At 61.0% G+C, this 15,760-nt stretch carries 15 protein-coding genes; 9 read left to right on the forward strand and 6 right to left on the reverse strand.

The window, feature by feature from the left end:
* Positions 1-29 precede the first annotated feature (29 nt).
* Positions 30-911 (reverse strand): helix-turn-helix domain-containing protein, encoded by an 882-nt coding sequence (locus Q4481_RS18275; protein ID WP_354542316.1) that lies wholly within the window; start codon positions 909-911, stop codon positions 30-32.
* A 120-nt stretch (positions 912-1,031) separates the two neighbouring features.
* Between Q4481_RS18275 and Q4481_RS18280 the strand changes: the two genes are divergently transcribed.
* Complete coding sequence (locus Q4481_RS18280) at positions 1,032-2,570, forward strand: 4-hydroxyphenylacetate 3-hydroxylase N-terminal domain-containing protein (RefSeq protein ID WP_304377962.1); 1,539 nt, start codon at positions 1,032-1,034, stop codon at positions 2,568-2,570.
* A gap of 11 nt (positions 2,571-2,581) precedes the next feature.
* Entirely contained in the window at positions 2,582-3,094 is a 513-nt protein-coding gene (locus tag Q4481_RS18285; protein ID WP_304377844.1) for a flavin reductase, read from the forward strand.
* On the opposite strand, the gene Q4481_RS18290 is transcribed toward Q4481_RS18285, so the two are convergent.
* The 4 genes from Q4481_RS18290 to Q4481_RS18305 all read right to left on the reverse strand — a co-directional run bounded on the left by Q4481_RS18290 (position 3,091) and on the right by Q4481_RS18305 (position 8,135).
* On the reverse strand, positions 3,091-3,795 hold the full coding sequence (locus Q4481_RS18290; RefSeq protein WP_304377845.1) for a YEATS-associated helix-containing protein: 705 nt from the start codon (positions 3,793-3,795) through the stop codon (positions 3,091-3,093). The genes Q4481_RS18285 and Q4481_RS18290 overlap by 4 nt on opposite strands.
* Positions 3,796-3,966: 171 nt before the next feature.
* A complete protein-coding gene (locus tag Q4481_RS18295) occupies positions 3,967-4,899 on the reverse strand; it encodes a dihydrodipicolinate synthase family protein (protein WP_304377846.1) in 933 nt (310 codons plus the stop codon).
* Between the two features lie 244 nt (positions 4,900-5,143).
* A complete protein-coding gene (locus Q4481_RS18300) occupies positions 5,144-6,622 on the reverse strand; it encodes an aldehyde dehydrogenase (RefSeq protein WP_304377847.1) in 1,479 nt (492 codons plus the stop codon).
* A gap of 61 nt (positions 6,623-6,683) precedes the next feature.
* Positions 6,684-8,135 carry an APC family permease gene (locus tag Q4481_RS18305; RefSeq protein ID WP_304377848.1) on the reverse strand — a complete coding sequence of 484 codons (1,452 nt, stop codon included), beginning with the start codon at positions 8,133-8,135 and terminating at the stop codon, positions 6,684-6,686.
* A 274-nt stretch (positions 8,136-8,409) separates the two neighbouring features.
* Here Q4481_RS18305 and Q4481_RS18310 point away from each other — a divergent pair, with 274 nt between their 5' ends.
* The 6 genes from Q4481_RS18310 to Q4481_RS18335 are packed head-to-tail and all read left to right on the forward strand — an operon-like array spanning position 8,410 to position 14,703.
* A complete protein-coding gene (locus Q4481_RS18310; protein WP_304377849.1) occupies positions 8,410-9,198 on the forward strand; it encodes an IclR family transcriptional regulator in 789 nt (262 codons plus the stop codon).
* Positions 9,195-10,448: a Tm-1-like ATP-binding domain-containing protein gene (locus Q4481_RS18315; RefSeq protein WP_304377850.1), complete on the forward strand. Its 1,254-nt coding sequence runs from the start codon at positions 9,195-9,197 to the stop codon at positions 10,446-10,448. Before Q4481_RS18310 ends, Q4481_RS18315 begins: the two co-directional genes overlap by 4 nt.
* The gene (locus Q4481_RS18320) at positions 10,445-11,104 is read left to right on the forward strand and encodes an HAD family hydrolase (RefSeq protein WP_304377851.1); all 660 of its coding nucleotides are present in this window, start codon (positions 10,445-10,447) and stop codon (positions 11,102-11,104) included. The genes Q4481_RS18315 and Q4481_RS18320 overlap by 4 nt, the downstream gene beginning before the upstream one ends.
* A 26-nt stretch (positions 11,105-11,130) precedes the next feature.
* Positions 11,131-12,489 carry an aspartate aminotransferase family protein gene (locus Q4481_RS18325; protein ID WP_304377852.1) on the forward strand — a complete coding sequence of 453 codons (1,359 nt, stop codon included), beginning with the start codon at positions 11,131-11,133 and terminating at the stop codon, positions 12,487-12,489.
* A 1-nt stretch (position 12,490) separates the two neighbouring features.
* On the forward strand, positions 12,491-13,777 hold the full coding sequence (locus Q4481_RS18330) for an aspartate aminotransferase family protein (protein ID WP_377353653.1): 1,287 nt from the start codon (positions 12,491-12,493) through the stop codon (positions 13,775-13,777).
* Entirely contained in the window at positions 13,774-14,703 is a 930-nt protein-coding gene (locus tag Q4481_RS18335) for a homoserine kinase (protein WP_304377853.1), read from the forward strand. The genes Q4481_RS18330 and Q4481_RS18335 overlap by 4 nt, the downstream gene beginning before the upstream one ends.
* A 7-nt stretch (positions 14,704-14,710) precedes the next feature.
* Here Q4481_RS18335 and hpaR read toward each other — a convergent pair whose 3' ends face one another.
* A complete protein-coding gene (hpaR, locus tag Q4481_RS18340) occupies positions 14,711-15,184 on the reverse strand; it encodes a homoprotocatechuate degradation operon regulator HpaR (protein ID WP_304377854.1) in 474 nt (157 codons plus the stop codon).
* A gap of 128 nt (positions 15,185-15,312) precedes the next feature.
* On the opposite strand from hpaR, the gene Q4481_RS18345 reads away from it, so the two are divergent.
* Positions 15,313-15,705, forward strand: a complete 393-nt coding sequence (locus tag Q4481_RS18345; RefSeq protein WP_304377855.1) for a 5-carboxymethyl-2-hydroxymuconate Delta-isomerase — start codon at positions 15,313-15,315, stop codon at positions 15,703-15,705.
* Positions 15,706-15,760 lie beyond the last annotated feature (55 nt).

Below are 15,760 nucleotides of genomic sequence, written 5' to 3' on the forward strand. Positions count from 1 at the left end.
GAATCCAGAATCTTGAAGGTAGCGCCGGGTCAGCCGGTTCCACCGTCGCCATGGCTGGCACGCCAGTCGCTCGGCGGCATGCCGACCCTGAGCTTGAAGAAGCGCGAGAAATAGGCCGCATCCTTGAAGCCGATCTCGAAAGCGATATCTTCCAGCGACCGGATGGTGAAGAGCAGCAACCGCTTGGCCTCGAGAAGCCGCCGCTCGTTGAGAAAGGCCTTTACCGACAGGCCGAACGCCTGCTCGCAGGCTCGCGCGAGCAGATGCGGCGTGGTGCCGAGTGCGGCGACATAGCGCTCCACCGCCCAGTTGTCGCGAAAATGCTGGTCCACCAGACGGCGGAATTCCGAAGCCAGCAGGCGATGCTCCGAAACGGGGCTGATGGCGCGGTCCGGTCCCAGCCGCGCGATCTCCGTCAGCGCCACCGCCGTCAATGCCGAAAGCACCTGTTCGGCACCCGGGCGGTTGTCGCGATATTCGCCGGTAATTTGGTCCATCAGGCCGCCGAGCCTCGCCCAATCCGCTTCTCCGCCTCCGCCGGCAATCATAATCGGCGCGTCCAGGGGCAGGATGGTCTGCTGGCGGATCGGCAACAGCGCGCTGTCGGCCACCGAAACGACGATCGCATCGGAACTGGCCGGCTCGACGCTGAAGCCGTGGACGACCCCGCTCGGCACGAAGCTGACGGCGGGCGCCAAAAAATCCAAGCGCCGATCTTCGATGAAATAGGTCCCGTGACCGCTGGTCCAGAAGGTAATCTGCGCCATCCGCGCATGGCGATGGGCTGAAACCTGGCCGAGATGCACATTTCGCCGCGCCATGACTGTCTCGACATGCATGAAGCCGACGTCGAGCGGACGATCCGGTTCGCCATAGACAAAGAAGGAAGGCACGGAACGTGGCACGGGCATACCCGAAAAAGTACAAGTGATTTTGCCATTCTGTGCATGGAGGGCGGCGAGTTCAAGTCCTAATATCTTGATCAACGTCAAAGGAGGAGTTGCATGAACATTCAGGATCGCCGTCCCGGCCTGCTGCCCGAGGATTACCGCGCCGACAAGACCCGCCCCTTCACCGGCGAGGAATATCTCGCCTCCCTCCGCGATGGCCGCGAGGTTTATGTGAACGGCGAGCGGGTGGAGGATGTCACCACGCACCCGTCGATGCGCAATTCGGCCCGCTCGATTGCCCGCATGTATGATGCGCTGCATGACGAGAAGACCAAGGACCGGCTGACCTCGCCGACCGACACCGGCAACGGCGGCTACACCCACAAATATTTCCGGGTTGCCAAATCATCCGAAGAACTGGTTGCCCAGCAGGGCGCGATCGCCGACTGGGCCCGCATGTCCTATGGCTGGATGGGCCGTACGGCCGATTACAAGGCCGCGCTGATGAACACGCTCGGCGCCAACGCCGACTGGTATGGTCCCTTCAAGGACAATGCGCTGGCCTGGCACAAGCGGGCGCAGGAATCGGTTCTGTTCATGAACCATGCGATCGTCAATCCGCCGATCGACCGCCACAAGCCTGCCGACCAGGTCAAGGACGTTTTCGTCCACATCACCAAGGAAACCGACGCGGGCATCTATGTCTCGGGTGCCAAGGTCGTGGCCACCTCCTCGGCGCTCACGCATTACAACTTCCTCGCCCAGAGCTCGGCGACAGTAACGGAAGATCCCTCGCTCTCGGTCATGTTCATCGTGCCGATGAATGCGCCGGGCATCAAGATGTTCTGCCGCGTCTCCTACGAGCAGACGGCCAATACGGTCGGCACGCCGTTCGACTATCCGCTGTCGTCGCGCTTTGACGAGAACGATGCCATCCTGGTGCTCGACAATGTCTTCATTCCCTGGGAAGACGTTCTGGTGCTGCGCGATGCGGCCAAGATCCTGTCTTTCCATCCTGCCTCCGGCTTCATGCATGGCTATTGCTTCCAGGGCTGCACCCGGTTGGCCGTGAAGCTCGATTTCATCGCCGGCCTTCTGGCCAAGGCGCTGCGCGCCACCGGCGGCGATGCCTTCCGCGGCAACCAGGCCATGCTGGGTGAGGTGATTGCCATTCGCCACCAGTTCTGGACCTTCTCGAACGCCATGGCCTACAACCCCATTCCCTGGGCCAATGGCGCCGTACTGCCGAACCTCGAAGCCGCGCTCTGCTACCGCACCTTCATGTCGGAAGCCTATCCGAAGGTCATCGATATCGTCCGTCGCACCGTCGCATCGGGCCTGATCTACCTGCCGTCGTCGGCCAAGGATTTCGCCAATCCGGACATCGACCGCTATCTGATGCAATATGTGCGCGGCTCCAACGACATGGGCCATGTCGAGCGCATCAAGATCATGAAGCTGCTCTGGGATGCGACCGGCACCGAATTCGGCGGTCGCCACGCGCTTTATGAACTCAACTATGCCGGTGCGCCGGAAGAAGTGCGCCTGCAGGTTCTGAAGGGTGCCGAACGCGGTGGCCGCTTGCGCGAAATGGAAGCGCTGGTGGATACCTGCATGAGCGATTACGACGAGAACGGCTGGACGGGCAATACCTGGCTGCCGCCGCTCGGTCAGGGCTGAGGAGAAGGACCATGGAGGAGACGGTCTCGAAACTCGAATTCCGCGATGCGATGGCGCGGGTCTGCGCGCCGGTCAACGTCATCACCACCAACGGACCCGCCGGGCGCGGCGGCTTTACCGCCACCGCCATGTGCAGTGTCACAGACGAGCCGCCGACGCTGCTCGTCTGCATGAACGGCAAATCGGCGCAATGCGGCCTTTTCCTCGAAAATCGTCGCTTCTGCGTCAATGTGCTCGCAAATGATCACCAGGAACTGGCCGGCTATTTTGCCGGCAAGCAGGCCGACATGGCCGCCCGGTATGCCGCCGCCAACTGGGTGGACATGCCCTCGGGCAGCGAGGCACTTGCCGATGCGATGGTGTCGTTCGACTGCCGACTGGTGGAAGCCAGGCTTGTCGGCACCCACCATATCTTCATCGGCCAGGTGATCGGCATCCGCTCACGGCAGGATGGCAATGCCCTGCTCTATTTCGATCGCTCCTACGTCAACGTGCCGACGCAGGTTGGCAGCTTCGGGGGTTAAGAACCTGCTCGCGCCCGCAGGGAGTAGAGGGAACTGCCGGTTTTCTGCGAAACGGTTTCCTCGACGATTGCCTGTTTCACAAGCTCCGACAGGGCCAGCTTGACGCTGGTTCTGTCGAGCTCCGTATCCTTTGCCAGCCCGCCGATCGTCCGTTTTGTAAAGCCGGACCTACTGAATGCGGCAAAAAGCTTCGCCTCGGCGGAGGATGGCGCAAAACTGCTTTTGAGATCGGGCGCCATGGTCTCCATCGACAGTCTGGCATCGAAGGGCGTCTCGGCAGGCGGAGAAGCCTCCGGACTGTTCTCGATCACCTCGGAAACCGCTTCCACCTTGTTCTCGACGATTTCGCTGCGGGCCTTGGCCTCTTCCTTCGCCTCCTCCGCGGTTTGCAGGGCCCGCTGAGCCAGGGCATTGATAAAGGTTGGGGCGGAGACGCCGGCCAGGATGCAGAAACCGGCGATGACAAAGAGATTGTGCCAGAAATCCACGCCGCCAGCGAGCGCATCCTTGAAGATGCCGCTATCGCCGACCGACAGAAACAGCGGCACGACGAAGGCCGCTGCGAGACCCGGCAACATGACCTTCGATCGGGCACGTTCCGTTTCGTCCTTTTCCCAGATCTTGCGACAATAGGATCCGAGAATTCCGAAAACGCCCATGACGCATGCGACCAGGATCGCCCTGAAGACTTCGGTCCACATTATCTTGCACCCCGTTGATTACTCTCAGTTGATCACAAAGGGATATTGCAATCAACTCACTTCGCAATCCCACAGACTAGCTGAGCGCGGGATTCGGTAGGGCATTAGACGAAAAACCCCGCCTCGAACCGAGACGGGGTGATTTTATGCAAGAGTTCAGTAGTCGATCGCTCAGGCGTAGCGGGCCGCATACCAGGCCTTGAACAGGGCATACTGGTTTTCGAGATGGCGCTGCTGGCTGGCACTGAGCTTGTCGGTCTCGTTGAAATGCAGCGTATATTCGGTGTCGCCATTCAGCACCATCAGATGCTTGTAGTGCAGAACGAGATCCGGACCTTCGTCATAGGTCGACAGAACCATCAGCGCTTCTTCAAGTTCGAGCGCTTCGCGACGGGCCGCTGCATCGCCCTTGGCAGCCTTTTCGCACAGCGATACCAGATGCAGCACTTCCTTCGGCAGCGCATTGCCGATGCCGGTGATGGCACCACCTGCGCCGCAATTGACGAAGCCGTGATAGACGCCGGTATCGACGCCGACCATCAGCGTCAGCGCATCATCACCCGAGGTGATGTTTTCCGCCGCATAGGTCATGTCCTTCTTGCCGCCGAATTCCTTGAAACCGACCAGATTGGAGAATTTCGAACGCAGATCGAAGAACAGATCGGCGCGGGTGGCAAAGCCATAGTAGGGGCTGTTGTAGATGACAGCCGGCAGATCCTTGGCAGCCGACAGGATGGCCGAGAAATGATCGCGCTGGGCTGAGACGGAGGTTCCACGCGACAGCACGCGCGGGATGACCATCAGGCCCTTGGCGCCCACCTTTGCAGCATGGGCGGCATGGCTGACGGCCGACTTGGTGTTGATCGCACCGGTGCCGACGACGACGGGAACGCCGGCTTCGACGAGACGGCGCACGCCTTCCTGGCGTTCTTCGTCGGTGAGCAACGGCCAGTCGCCCATCGAGCCGCAATAGACGACGGCGGACATACCGGCAGAAATCAGTTCCTTGCCCTTGCGGACCAGGAGGTCGAAATTCGGCGTGCGGTCCGGGTTGCAAGGGGTCATGAGTGCGGGCATGCAGCCGCTGAATACATTTGCCGTCATTGTCATCTCCTGCGTTTGCAGCGCCAGCCGCGTTTGATCTGATGCATCTGATATATCAGATTGAAATTCAGAAGTCCAGAGGGCTCTCTTTTTCATTTCCTAACGCATTAGACATCGCATTTTCAGGAGCTTGAAGGCATATTTTCTTGATATTTCAACTGGGCAAGACCGGGTTCTTTCGCACCAACGCAAAAGGCCCTCTCCATCCGGAAAGGGCCTTTGATCAGGAGGATGTATGATCGCGTCAGAGCTGGATCCAGGCGGTCTTCAGATCGACATACTTGTCGAGCGCATGCAGCGACTTGTCATGGCCATTGCCGGATTGCTTGACGCCGCCGAGCGGCACCGTGTTGTCGCTACCGCCATAGGTATTGACATGGACGACGCCGGCCTTGATGCCACGCACCATGCGGTGCGCCCGCGACAGGTTCGAAGTCCAGACGGCTGAGGCGAGACCGTAATCGGTGGAATTGGCAATGCGCAGGGCCTCCTCCTCGCCATCGAAGGGGATGATCGCGAGAATCGGGCCAAACACCTCTTCCCTTGCGAGCGTCATCGTCGGTTCGACCTCGAAAACGGTAGGCTGCATGAAGTAACCACCGGTTTCGGCGAAGATGCGCTGGCCGCCGGCCCTGAGGCGCGCGCCTTCGCCGAGAGCCTGTTCGGCATAGCCCAAATCCTTCAGTAGCTGGATCTCGCTCGAAACGGCGCCGGCTTCGGTCTTGAGATCGAGCGGATCACCGAGCTTCATCGACTGGGCGATCGCCGCTACCTTTTCGGAGAATTCGGCAAGGATGGAGCGCTCGACCAGCAGGCGCGAACCGGCAACGCAAACCTGTCCGGAATTGCGGAAGATACCATAGGCCGAGACCTTGGCGGCCTGATCGAGATCCGGCGCATCGGCAAAGACGATGTTGGGCGATTTGCCGCCGAGTTCGAGATAGACCCGCTTGAGATTGGATCGGGCCGAATATTCGAGCAGGCGCCGCCCGACCGGACCCGAACCGGTAAAGGCCAGCACATCGATATCCATATGCAGGCCCAGCGCCTCACCGGTCACCGCGCCGCGGCCCGTGACGACATTGAGAACACCTTCCGGCAGGCCCGCCTCGGCACAAATGGCTGCAAGCCTGAGGAGCGTGAGTGAGGCTCCCTCGGCGGGCTTGAGCACCACCGAATTGCCGGCCGCGAGCGCCGGCGCGATCTTCCAGGCGCCGATCATCATCGGGAAGTTCCAAGGCACGATGGCGGCGACGACACCCACCGGTTCGCGATGCACCAGACCGAGCACATTGCCGGCCGTGGGCGCAATCTCGCCATAGATCTTGTCGATCGCTTCGGCATAGTAGCGGAAGGTGCCCGCCGCACTTGCGGGTTCGGCTTTCAGCGCCATGGAAATTTCGGTGCCGTTGTCACGCACGCCCAGCACGGCGAGTTCGAGCGCATGTTTCTCGATCAGATCGGCGATCCTGAGCAACACCTTCTTGCGTTCTGCCGGCGCAGCCCTGGACCAGATGCCCTTGTCGAAGGCCGATCGCGCGGCCTTGACGGCGAGATCGACATCGTCGGCACCCGCATCTGCAATGGTCGTGAGCCGTCGCCCGTCGAGCGGCGAGATCACCTCCATGGTGGCGCCGCTTGCGGCTGGCGTCCAGCGTCCGCCGATGAACAGCGATTGCGTTTCCACCGGCAGTTGGCGGAGTTGGTCGATCTTGTCCTGCATCTCGTCGTTCCTCAATTGGTGCGATGGCGGGCACAAGACCCGCCATCCGAAGTCGTTGCTATCAGTTGTCCTGGCCGGCGCCCAGTCTTGCAAAGGCGGCCGGATCGGCAGCCTTCAGACGCGCCGCCAAAGCCAGTCCTATGACGCCAGCGATGACCACCAGCCCCGGCAGGACGATCGCGAGGACGCCATTCGCACCGGCAATCGCGCCAAAATCCACTGCAATCTTGTAGACGAGCGCAAGCAGGATGACACCGGTGATGACCGGCAGAACCTTGGTCACGATCGCATTCTTCTCAAGGCCTGGGTTGCGGCTGAAGAACATCAGGATCGCAAAAGCGGTGAATGCCATCAGCAGGATGATTGCGAGCGTACCGACATTGGTGAGCCAGGAGAACAGTGCCAGCACCGGATCCTGCCCGGTCACAGCAAACAGGGCCACTACCAGAATGGCAATCACGGTCTGGATGACGGAGCCGACATGCGGGCTCTGATATTTCGGATGCGTGACTCCAACACTTCTCGGCAGCAAGCCTTCGCGGCCGGCAACATAAATGTAGCGGGCGACGCCATTGTGAAAGGCCAGCACGCCGGCGAACAGGCTGGTGACCAGCAGGATGCCCATGATGGTGCCGATGCCGTGACCGACATAGCGATCCGCCAGGATGAACAGGAAGGTGGTGGGGTCCTGCAGGCCCTGCAGTTCGGGCACCAGCTTGTCGACACCGGCACCGTTGACCATCAGCCAGGAGGTGAGCATGTAGAAGAGGCCGATGATGAGCACCGAGATATAGGTGGCGCGCGGCACGGTCTTGTGCGGTTCGCGAGCCTCTTCGCTGTAGATCGTGGTGGCTTCAAAGCCGATGAAAGCGGCAAAGCAGAACAGGATACCGATTGCCGGCACGCCGCTCATGAAGGCTGTAGGCGTGAACGGCGCCATCGAAAGTCCGCTATCGCCACCGGTTGTAACGATTGCCGCATCGATGACGAGCACGACGAGATATTCGAGAATGACGAGGATCGTCAGAACCTTCGCCGAGAGATCAACCCGGCGGTAGCCGAACACTGCAACGATGGCAATGCCGATATAGGTCCAGACCCACCAGGGCATTTCCAGTCCCCAGCCGGCGAAAAGTCCGGATGTGGCCGCGCCGAACAGGCCGAAGACGCCAATCTGCATGGCATTATAGGCCAGAATGGCGATCATGGCAGCAGCGCCACCCATCATGCCACCCAGTCCCTGGGCGGTATAGGCGTAGAAGGCGCCCGCATTGCGGATATGCCGCGCCATGGCGACATAGCCGACGGCAAACAGGATCAGGATAACGGTGACCAGAAGGAAGGTCAGCGGAATGCCCACGCCATTGCCGAGCAGCATGGCCAGCGGTACGCCGCCAGCGACCGCTGTCAAAGGCGCGGCGGCAGAAACCACCAGAAAGGTAACGGCGCTGACGCCGAGACTGTTTTTGCGCAGCTGGTTGTCACCGCTGGCTTGTGTGCCTGAATTGCTCATATCGCTTAAGCTCCCCTTTGGCGTTGCGATCTTAACCGTCGCCCGAAAACGACGATCCTCCAGTTAGAACCTGCTGCCGATTTTGTTGTTGTTCTTGGCAGTGCAGTTCGCTACGGTTCAAATATTGAACCTTCGCTTCAAATATAGACTTGCAAAATGCCATATCACCTGTCAAGTTATTTCGCATGTTAAGTATCTAGGCGCCGCCAGAAGCGCACTTGACAGGTGGGCAACCACCAGAGCCGGGCGTCAAAACCCGGCAGACGAGGAAAAAATGGGAACGATCAGTAAGGCGCTGACATTGCTGGACACGCTGTCGCTCATGGAGAAGGATGCCGGCCTCACCGAGGTCGCGACCGCCTGTGGGCTGGACAAGGCGACGACCAGGCGATTCCTGGTCGAGCTTGAGAAGCATGGCTTCGTCGAGCAGGTCGCAGACAGTCGAAAGTACCGATTGGGTTCAGCACCCGTCAGGCTCGGACGCATTCGCGAAGCCCGCTATCCGTTTCTCAAGACCGCCCTGCCCTTTGTACGGCAATTGATGGAGGAAAGCGGCGAAACGGTTCATCTGTCGGAATATTCCGGCGGGCGCCTTTCGACCGTCCATGTCGAGGATTCGACCAAGGCCCATCGCGTCTTCATCGCCATCGGCACCCTGTTGCCATTTCATGCCACGGCTTCAGGCCTCGCTTTCATCGCCGCCTGTCCCGACAAGGATGTCGAAGCAGCACTTGCTTTGCCCCTTACTGCCTACACCGACCACACGACCCGCGACGCAGCCTCTTTCCGCAAGGCGGTCGAGCAGACGCGGCGCGATGGCTATTCCGTCAATCGCCAGGGCATGGAAATCGGCGTGTTCAGCACTTCGGCGGCAATCGCTGCACCGGGCGCCCGACCGATCGGCTGCGTTACCGTCGCAGCCCCCCTGGCGCGCACCGATCCCGATACCATTCGCAAGCATGGGGAGGCAGCCGCAGCGGCCGCCAGACGGATTTCACAAGCATTTTTCGGCGCTGACCGCAAGGAACCGGCTGCGCTGCAAGAAGGGAGAAAATCGGGATGAGCCAAACGGCGCAAAGGCCCAGAATTTTGGTCATCGGTACGGGTGACACGAAGAGCGACGAACTGAACTTCATGGCTGGCAAGATTTCGGAAGCCGGCGGCGAAGCCATCATGGTCGATGTCAGCGTGCTGGGCGATCCGCCCTACGTACCGGAATATTCCAAGCATGACATCGCCTTTGCGGCCGAAACAACCATAGAGGACATCATCGGCAGCGGCGACGAAAATACATCCATGGCGCTGATGGCGAAGGGCGCCTGCAACCTCATACGTACGCTTCATGACGAAGGGCTGATGGACGGGATGATCGCGCTTGGCGGCTCCATGGGCACCGATCTGGCGCTCGATGTCGCCGCTGTTTTACCGCTCGGCGTCCCGAAATTCGTGGTCTCCACGATCGCCTATTCGCATCTTTTGCCGCCCGAGCGGATCGCGCCCGACCTGATGATGATCCTCTGGGCCGGCGGTCTCTACGGGCTCAACGATATCTGCAGTTCGGTTCTGTCGCAGGCCTGTGGCGCTGTCGTGGGTGCGGCCAAGCATGGCACGCGCCCGAAGGGCGACCGGCCGCTGATCGGCATGACTTCGCTCGGCTCTTCCTGCCTCAAATACATGAAATATCTCCGGCCCGAGCTGGAACGCCGCGGCTATGACGTGGCGGTCTTCCATGCAACCGGCATGGGCGGCCGCGCCTTCGAGGCCATCGCGGCGCAGAAGGGCTTTGCCGCCGTCTTCGATTTCTGCATTCAGGAAATCTCCAACCACCATAACGGCACTGTCGTCACCTCCGGCCCGGACCGGATGGAAAATGCCGGTCGCTTCGGTATTCCGCAGATCGTGGCACCGGGTGCAGTCGATATGGTGGATCTGCAGGCCTGGCGCCCCCTGCCCGACCGTTTCGCCGAACGGCCCTTCCATGCCCATAACCGCCTGATCGCTTCGGTCACCACCGATCCGAATGGACGTCGCGAGATTGCCCGCGTCATCGGCGAGAAACTGGCAGCGGCTCATTCGCCCGTCGCCTTCATCCTGCCCGTCCGGGGCATCCAGGAATGGGACCAGGAGGGTGAGCCGCTCTATGAGCCCGAGGCGCTCGACGCCTTCGTCGACGCCATGCGTCAGGCCGTGCCGGCCAAGGCACGCTATGAGGAAATCGACGCCCATATCAATGCACCCGAATTTGCTGCCAAGGCACTCGAGATTCTCGATGCCTGGGTGGATCAGGGACTGGTTGCGAAAGGACGCCCATGAGCAACGACAATTCTAAAAAGGCGCTGATTCTCGATTTCGGCGGCGTCGTTACCCGGACCCTCTTCGAAACCCACGATGTGACCGAACGTGCCCTGAGCCTTCCGCCGGGAAGCCTGACCTGGCGCGGTCCGTTCGATCCGTCGACCGATCCGCTCTGGGTCAGCATGCAGAACCGCGAGATTACCGAACGCGATTACTGGATGACCCGCACCCGCGAAGTCGGCGAACAGCTCGGCGAGACCTGGACCGACATGAAGACCTTCGTCCAGCGCGCCCGTGGCGCCGAGCCGGAGCTGGTGCTGCGGCCAGAAGCGCGTGACGCGATCCTCAAGACCAAGGCGGCGGGGGTGAGACTCGCCATCCTGTCGAACGAACTCGACCTGTTCTATGGCGTCGAGTTCCGCAAGCGCTTTCCGCTGATCGATCTCTTCGATGTCATCGTCGATGCGACCTACACACAGATCCTCAAGCCCGATCCGCGCGCCTATGAGCTGGTGCTCGCCGAACTCGGGCTCGACCGCGAGAACTGCGTCTTCGTCGACGACCAGAAAAAGAACATCGAGGGCGCCGTCGCCGTCCATTTGCCGCATGTGCATTTCGACGTCACCCGCCCTGCCGAAGGCTACCACCGCGCACTAGCGATGCTCGGACTCTGAAACAACCGAAACTATGAGGAACCCCCATGCGTGAGACCAATTTCCTGATCGAGAACAATGCCCGCCACATGTGGCACCCGATGGCGCATCCTGCCGAGATGCAAGCCAATCCACCCCATATCGTCCAGGCGGCCAAGGGCGTCGAAGTCACCGATGTCGAAGGCAAGACGCTGCTCGATGCGGTCGGCGGCCTGTGGAACGTCAATCTCGGCTATTCCTGCGAGCCGGTGAAGCAGGCCATCCGCGACCAGCTCGATGCGCTGCCCTATTATTCGACCTTCCGCGGCACCTCGACCGACACGGCGATCGAGCTTTCCTATGAACTGGCCGAATGGTTCAAGACGGATGGCCTGACGCGTGCCTTCTTCACGTCGGGCGGTTCCGATTCGGTCGAGACTGCCCTTCGGCTTGCCCGCCAGTATCACAAGATCAACGGCCAGCCGGAGCGCACCAAGTTCGTGGCGCTCAAGAAGGGCTATCACGGCACCCATTTCGGCGGCGCCTCCGTCAATGGCAATGCGAATTTCCGCCGCAACTACGAGCCGCTGCTGCCGGGCGTGTTCCATCTCGCCGCTCCCTACAGCTACCGCAACCCCTTCAACACCACTGATCCGGCGGAAATCGCCCAGGCAATCGCCCGCCAGTTCGAGGACGAGATCGCCTTCCAGGGCGCCGATACGATCGCGGCCATGATCATGGAGCCGGTTCTGGGGTCGGGTGGCGTCATCGTTCCACATGAGACATTCATGCCGCTGATGCGCGCGATCTGCGATCGCCACGGCATTCTGCTGATCGCCGACGAAGTGATCACCGCCTTTGGCCGTACCGGCGCCTGGACCGGATCGCGCGGCTGGGGTGTGAAGCCGGACCTGATGTGTACGGCGAAAGCCATCACCAACGGCTATTTCCCGTTCGGTGCCGTAATGATCGCCGAAAAGGTCGCCGCCGTGTTCGAAGGATCGAAGGGTGCGGTCGGCTCGATCGGCCATGGCTACACCTATTCCGGCCATCCGGTTGGTGCTGCCGCAGCCCTCGCAACGCTCAAGGAAACGAACCGGCTTAACGTGGCCGCCAATGCCGCAGCCCGTGGCGCCGAGCTTCTTGCCGGCCTTGAAGACCTGAAGGCCAAGCACGAACTCGTCGGCGATGTCCGTGGTCGCGGTCTGATGTGCGCGCTCGAACTCGTCTCCGACCGCAAGACCAAGGCAGGCGCCGCCAAGGATACGGTCCAGAAAGTCTTCGACACGGCCTATGCCGAGGGCGTCATGATCCGCACCTCGGGTTACAACGTCATCATCTCGCCGCCGCTCGTCATCACCGCCGATGATGTATCGCGGATCGTTTCTGCACTCGACGCCGGGCTTACCGCCGCCGGAGGGAAATGAGGTGAGCGACAAGACCGCGCTTCTTGCCCGTCGCCAACGTCTTCTCGGCCCCAACATGTCAACCTTCTACGACGACCCCGTGCATATCGTGCGGGGAGAAGGTGTGTGGCTCTGGGATGCCGACGGGCGCAAATATCTCGACTGCTACAACAATGTGCCACATGTCGGCCATTGTAATCCGCGCGTTGTGGAGGCCATCTGCAGTCAGGCCTCGACGCTCAATACCCACACGCGTTACCTGCATGAGGGTATTCTCGACTATGTCGAGCGCCTGACGGCAACCTTCGAGGAACCCCTGAAGACGGCAATCCTGACCTGTACCGGCTCTGAGGCGAATGATATCGCGCTGCGGATGGCCGAAGCCATGACCGGCAAGCGCGGCATCATCGCCACCGACGCCACCTATCACGGCAACACGACGCTGGTCAGCCATCTGTCGAAGAGCAATGTGCCGGAAGTGGGCTTCGGTCTGGGCCAGTATCTCAGCCATGTCGAAGCGCCGGACAGCTACCGCATCGCCGATCCTGACGGGCAGCGCTTTGCCGCAAAGGTGCAGGAAGCGATCGACGATCTCGAACAGCGCGGCATCGGCTTTGCAGCACTGATCGTCTGCCCCCTCTTTCTCAACGAGGGCTTCCCGACGCAGGCAGAGGGCTGGCTGAAACCGGCCGCCGAAGCTGTCCGGCGCGCTGGAGGCCTGCTGATCTGCGATGAGGTCCAGTCCGGTTTCGGCCGCTCAGGCAGCCGTTTCTGGGCCCACCAGAAGCAGGGCGTGGTTCCCGACATCGTCACCATGGGCAAGCCGATGGGCAATGGCCATCCGGTTGCGGGGCTGGTCACCAGCACCGAAATCATGACCCGCTTCCGAAAATCCTTCCGGTACTTCAACACGTTCGGTGGCAATCCCGTCAGTACGGCCGCAGCCATGGCCGTGCTCGAGGAACTGCAGGAGAAGAACCTGCAGGCCCACGCCGCAAGGATGGGCAAACTGGCCCGTGAGCGTCTGAGCCAGCTTGCCGGAAAGTACGAAATAATTGGCGATGTCCGCCAGTCCGGCATGGTGTTCGGCGCCGAATTCGTCCTCGACCGGGAAACAAAGGAACCGGCGGTCGCCTTCACGGACAGGGTCGTCAACCGGATGCGCGAGCGCGGCATCATTCTGTCGAAGCTCGGTCGCCACAAGAATACCCTGAAGATCCGGCCACCGATGCCCTTTGCCGAGGAGCATCTCGATCTCCTGATGACCACGCTCGATGCGGTGATCGCTGAAACGCTGGAGGCGGCATGACCCTGCCGGTGGATGCATCGCTTTGCGCATGGGGTCTCGAAGGCGCGCCCTGCTCCTTCGTCGCCGGCCGGGAAAACCAGGTTTTTCGGGTAACGACAAAGGCGGGCGATTTCGCGCTCAGGATCAAGCGGCCCGGCTATCGCGATGAAGCCGAGCTTGTTTCCGAACTGAACTGGTTGCAGGCGATGGAACGGGCGGGGCTGCGAGTGCCGCGCCCGCTTCCATCACGCGCCGGACGCCTGCTCGAAAAGATCGACGCCTATCATGTCGACATGGTCAGCTGGCTGCCCGGCAAACCGCTGGGCAAGAGCCGGCAGCCGCTCGAACTGGCCGACCGATGCGGTACGGTTTTCGCTATCGGCGAAACCATGGCGCGCCTGCATGCGGCGTGCGACAGCTGGCAGCGCCCGGACGGTTTCAAGCGTTGCCACTGGGATCTCGAGGGACTGCTGGGCGAGGCTCCGCTATGGGACCGTTTCTGGGACAATCCCTCGCTCTCGGATGCGACGCGTGCCCTCTTCGTTCGCTTTCGGAACCAGGCCCGCGACCGGTTGACGGATTTGGCGCCCTCTCTCGATTACGGATTGATCCACGCCGATCTGGTTCGCGAAAACGTTCTTCTCGACGGCGGCAGGATTGCGCTGATTGATTTCGATGACGGTGGCTTCGGTTTTCGCGCGTTCGATGTGGCGACGGTGTTGCTGAAGAACAGGGCCGAGCCGGATTATGCCGATCTCAGGGCGGCTCTCATCGAAGGCTATGCCAGCGTCCGGTCGCTCGATCTTGCCAATCTCGATCTCTTCCTCGCGCTCAGGGCCCTGACCTATGTCGGCTGGATCATCACGCGCATGCATGAGCAAGGCGGCATCGAACGTAACGAACGTTTCGTGATCGAGGCCGAAAGCCTGTGTGAGGCCCTGTGCTGAGCGGAGGTCAGGCGCCCTCGTTGAAGGTCGAAACCTCGTCGAGAAGATCGAGCAGCAAATCGATCTTCTCGCGACCAAACTGCTTCTCGAGGCGATCGTAGATGAGGCGGCTCTCCGGTGCGACCTCGTTGATGATTGCCATGCCCGCAGGCGTGATCTTCAGCAGGACGCGGCGACCGTCATTCTCGTCCTTGAGCTTGGCAATGATGCCGCGTTCTTCGAGCGAACGGATAATGCGCGTGAGGCTGGGCGCCAGGATGAAGGCCTTGTCGGCCATCTCGGAAGCATCGACCGTCTCCTGCTCGGCGAGAAGACGAATGACCCGCCACTGCTGTTCGGTAATGTCATGCGCGCTCAGCATCGGCCGAAAATGGCTCATCACAGCTTCACGGGCACGCAACAGTGCGATCGGCAAAGAACGCCGCGTGTTGCGTGGCAGAAAGGCATCCTGGGCGAGTTTGTTTTTCGGAGCGTCGGTCATGCCGGGTTCTATCCTTCATTTCCCGGCCTTTTGCAATTGGGACAACCTTCGCATCACCGGCCGAAAGGGCTTGACATTCGCAGCCGTTTTATTAACATGTTAAATATAAGAACGGATCGGGAGGATCCATGCCCCACTTCACGATGGAATATTCCGCCAATCTCGATGGCGCGGTGGACTTTGCGGATCTGTGCCGTCTGGTGCACAAGGTGATTCTCGACACCGGCCTGTTCGAACTCGGCGCCGTGCGGGTGCGCGCCATTCGCTGCGAGGCCTATGCGGTGGCAGACCTGCTGGCAGAGAACGGCTTCATCGATATGTCCTTCCGTGTCGGCAAGGGTCGCAGCGAAGAGGATCGCAAACGCACGGGCGATGCGATCTTTGCCGCCGTTACCGACTTCCTCAAGCCGCAATTTGCCACGCCGCATTTCGCGTTGACACTCGAGATCCGCGAGATCGACCCCGTGCTGAGCTGGAAGAAGAACGCCATCCACCCGCGGCTGCGCGCCCAGGGCGCCTGACCTTTCACATCCGACTACCCTTTTTGCCCGAAGCCTGACCTCGGGCGCCTGACTG

The sequence above is a fragment of the Fluviirhizobium alvei genome (genome assembly GCF_030551875.1).
Classification (GTDB): Bacteria; Pseudomonadota; Alphaproteobacteria; order Rhizobiales; family Rhizobiaceae; genus Rhizobium_E; species Rhizobium_E alvei.

Coding starts and splice junctions, on each gene's coding strand:
- Q4481_RS18305 (WP_304377848.1), bottom strand. CDS start 8,135: ATGAGCAATTCAGGCACACAAGCCAGCGGTGACAACCAGCTGCGCAAA.
- Q4481_RS18300 (WP_304377847.1), bottom strand. CDS start 6,622: ATGCAGGACAAGATCGACCAACTCCGCCAACTGCCGGTGGAAACGCAA.
- Q4481_RS18320 (WP_304377851.1), top strand. CDS start 10,445: ATGAGCAACGACAATTCTAAAAAGGCGCTGATTCTCGATTTCGGCGGC.
- Q4481_RS18325 (WP_304377852.1), top strand. CDS start 11,131: ATGCGTGAGACCAATTTCCTGATCGAGAACAATGCCCGCCACATGTGG.
- Q4481_RS18315 (WP_304377850.1), top strand. CDS start 9,195: ATGAGCCAAACGGCGCAAAGGCCCAGAATTTTGGTCATCGGTACGGGT.
- Q4481_RS18335 (WP_304377853.1), top strand. CDS start 13,774: ATGACCCTGCCGGTGGATGCATCGCTTTGCGCATGGGGTCTCGAAGGC.
- Q4481_RS18295 (WP_304377846.1), bottom strand. CDS start 4,899: ATGACGGCAAATGTATTCAGCGGCTGCATGCCCGCACTCATGACCCCT.
- Q4481_RS18285 (WP_304377844.1), top strand. CDS start 2,582: ATGGAGGAGACGGTCTCGAAACTCGAATTCCGCGATGCGATGGCGCGG.
- Q4481_RS18310 (WP_304377849.1), top strand. CDS start 8,410: ATGGGAACGATCAGTAAGGCGCTGACATTGCTGGACACGCTGTCGCTC.
- Q4481_RS18275 (WP_354542316.1), bottom strand. CDS start 911: ATGCCCGTGCCACGTTCCGTGCCTTCCTTCTTTGTCTATGGCGAACCG.
- Q4481_RS18345 (WP_304377855.1), top strand. CDS start 15,313: ATGCCCCACTTCACGATGGAATATTCCGCCAATCTCGATGGCGCGGTG.
- Q4481_RS18290 (WP_304377845.1), bottom strand. CDS start 3,795: ATGTGGACCGAAGTCTTCAGGGCGATCCTGGTCGCATGCGTCATGGGC.
- hpaR (WP_304377854.1), bottom strand. CDS start 15,184: ATGACCGACGCTCCGAAAAACAAACTCGCCCAGGATGCCTTTCTGCCA.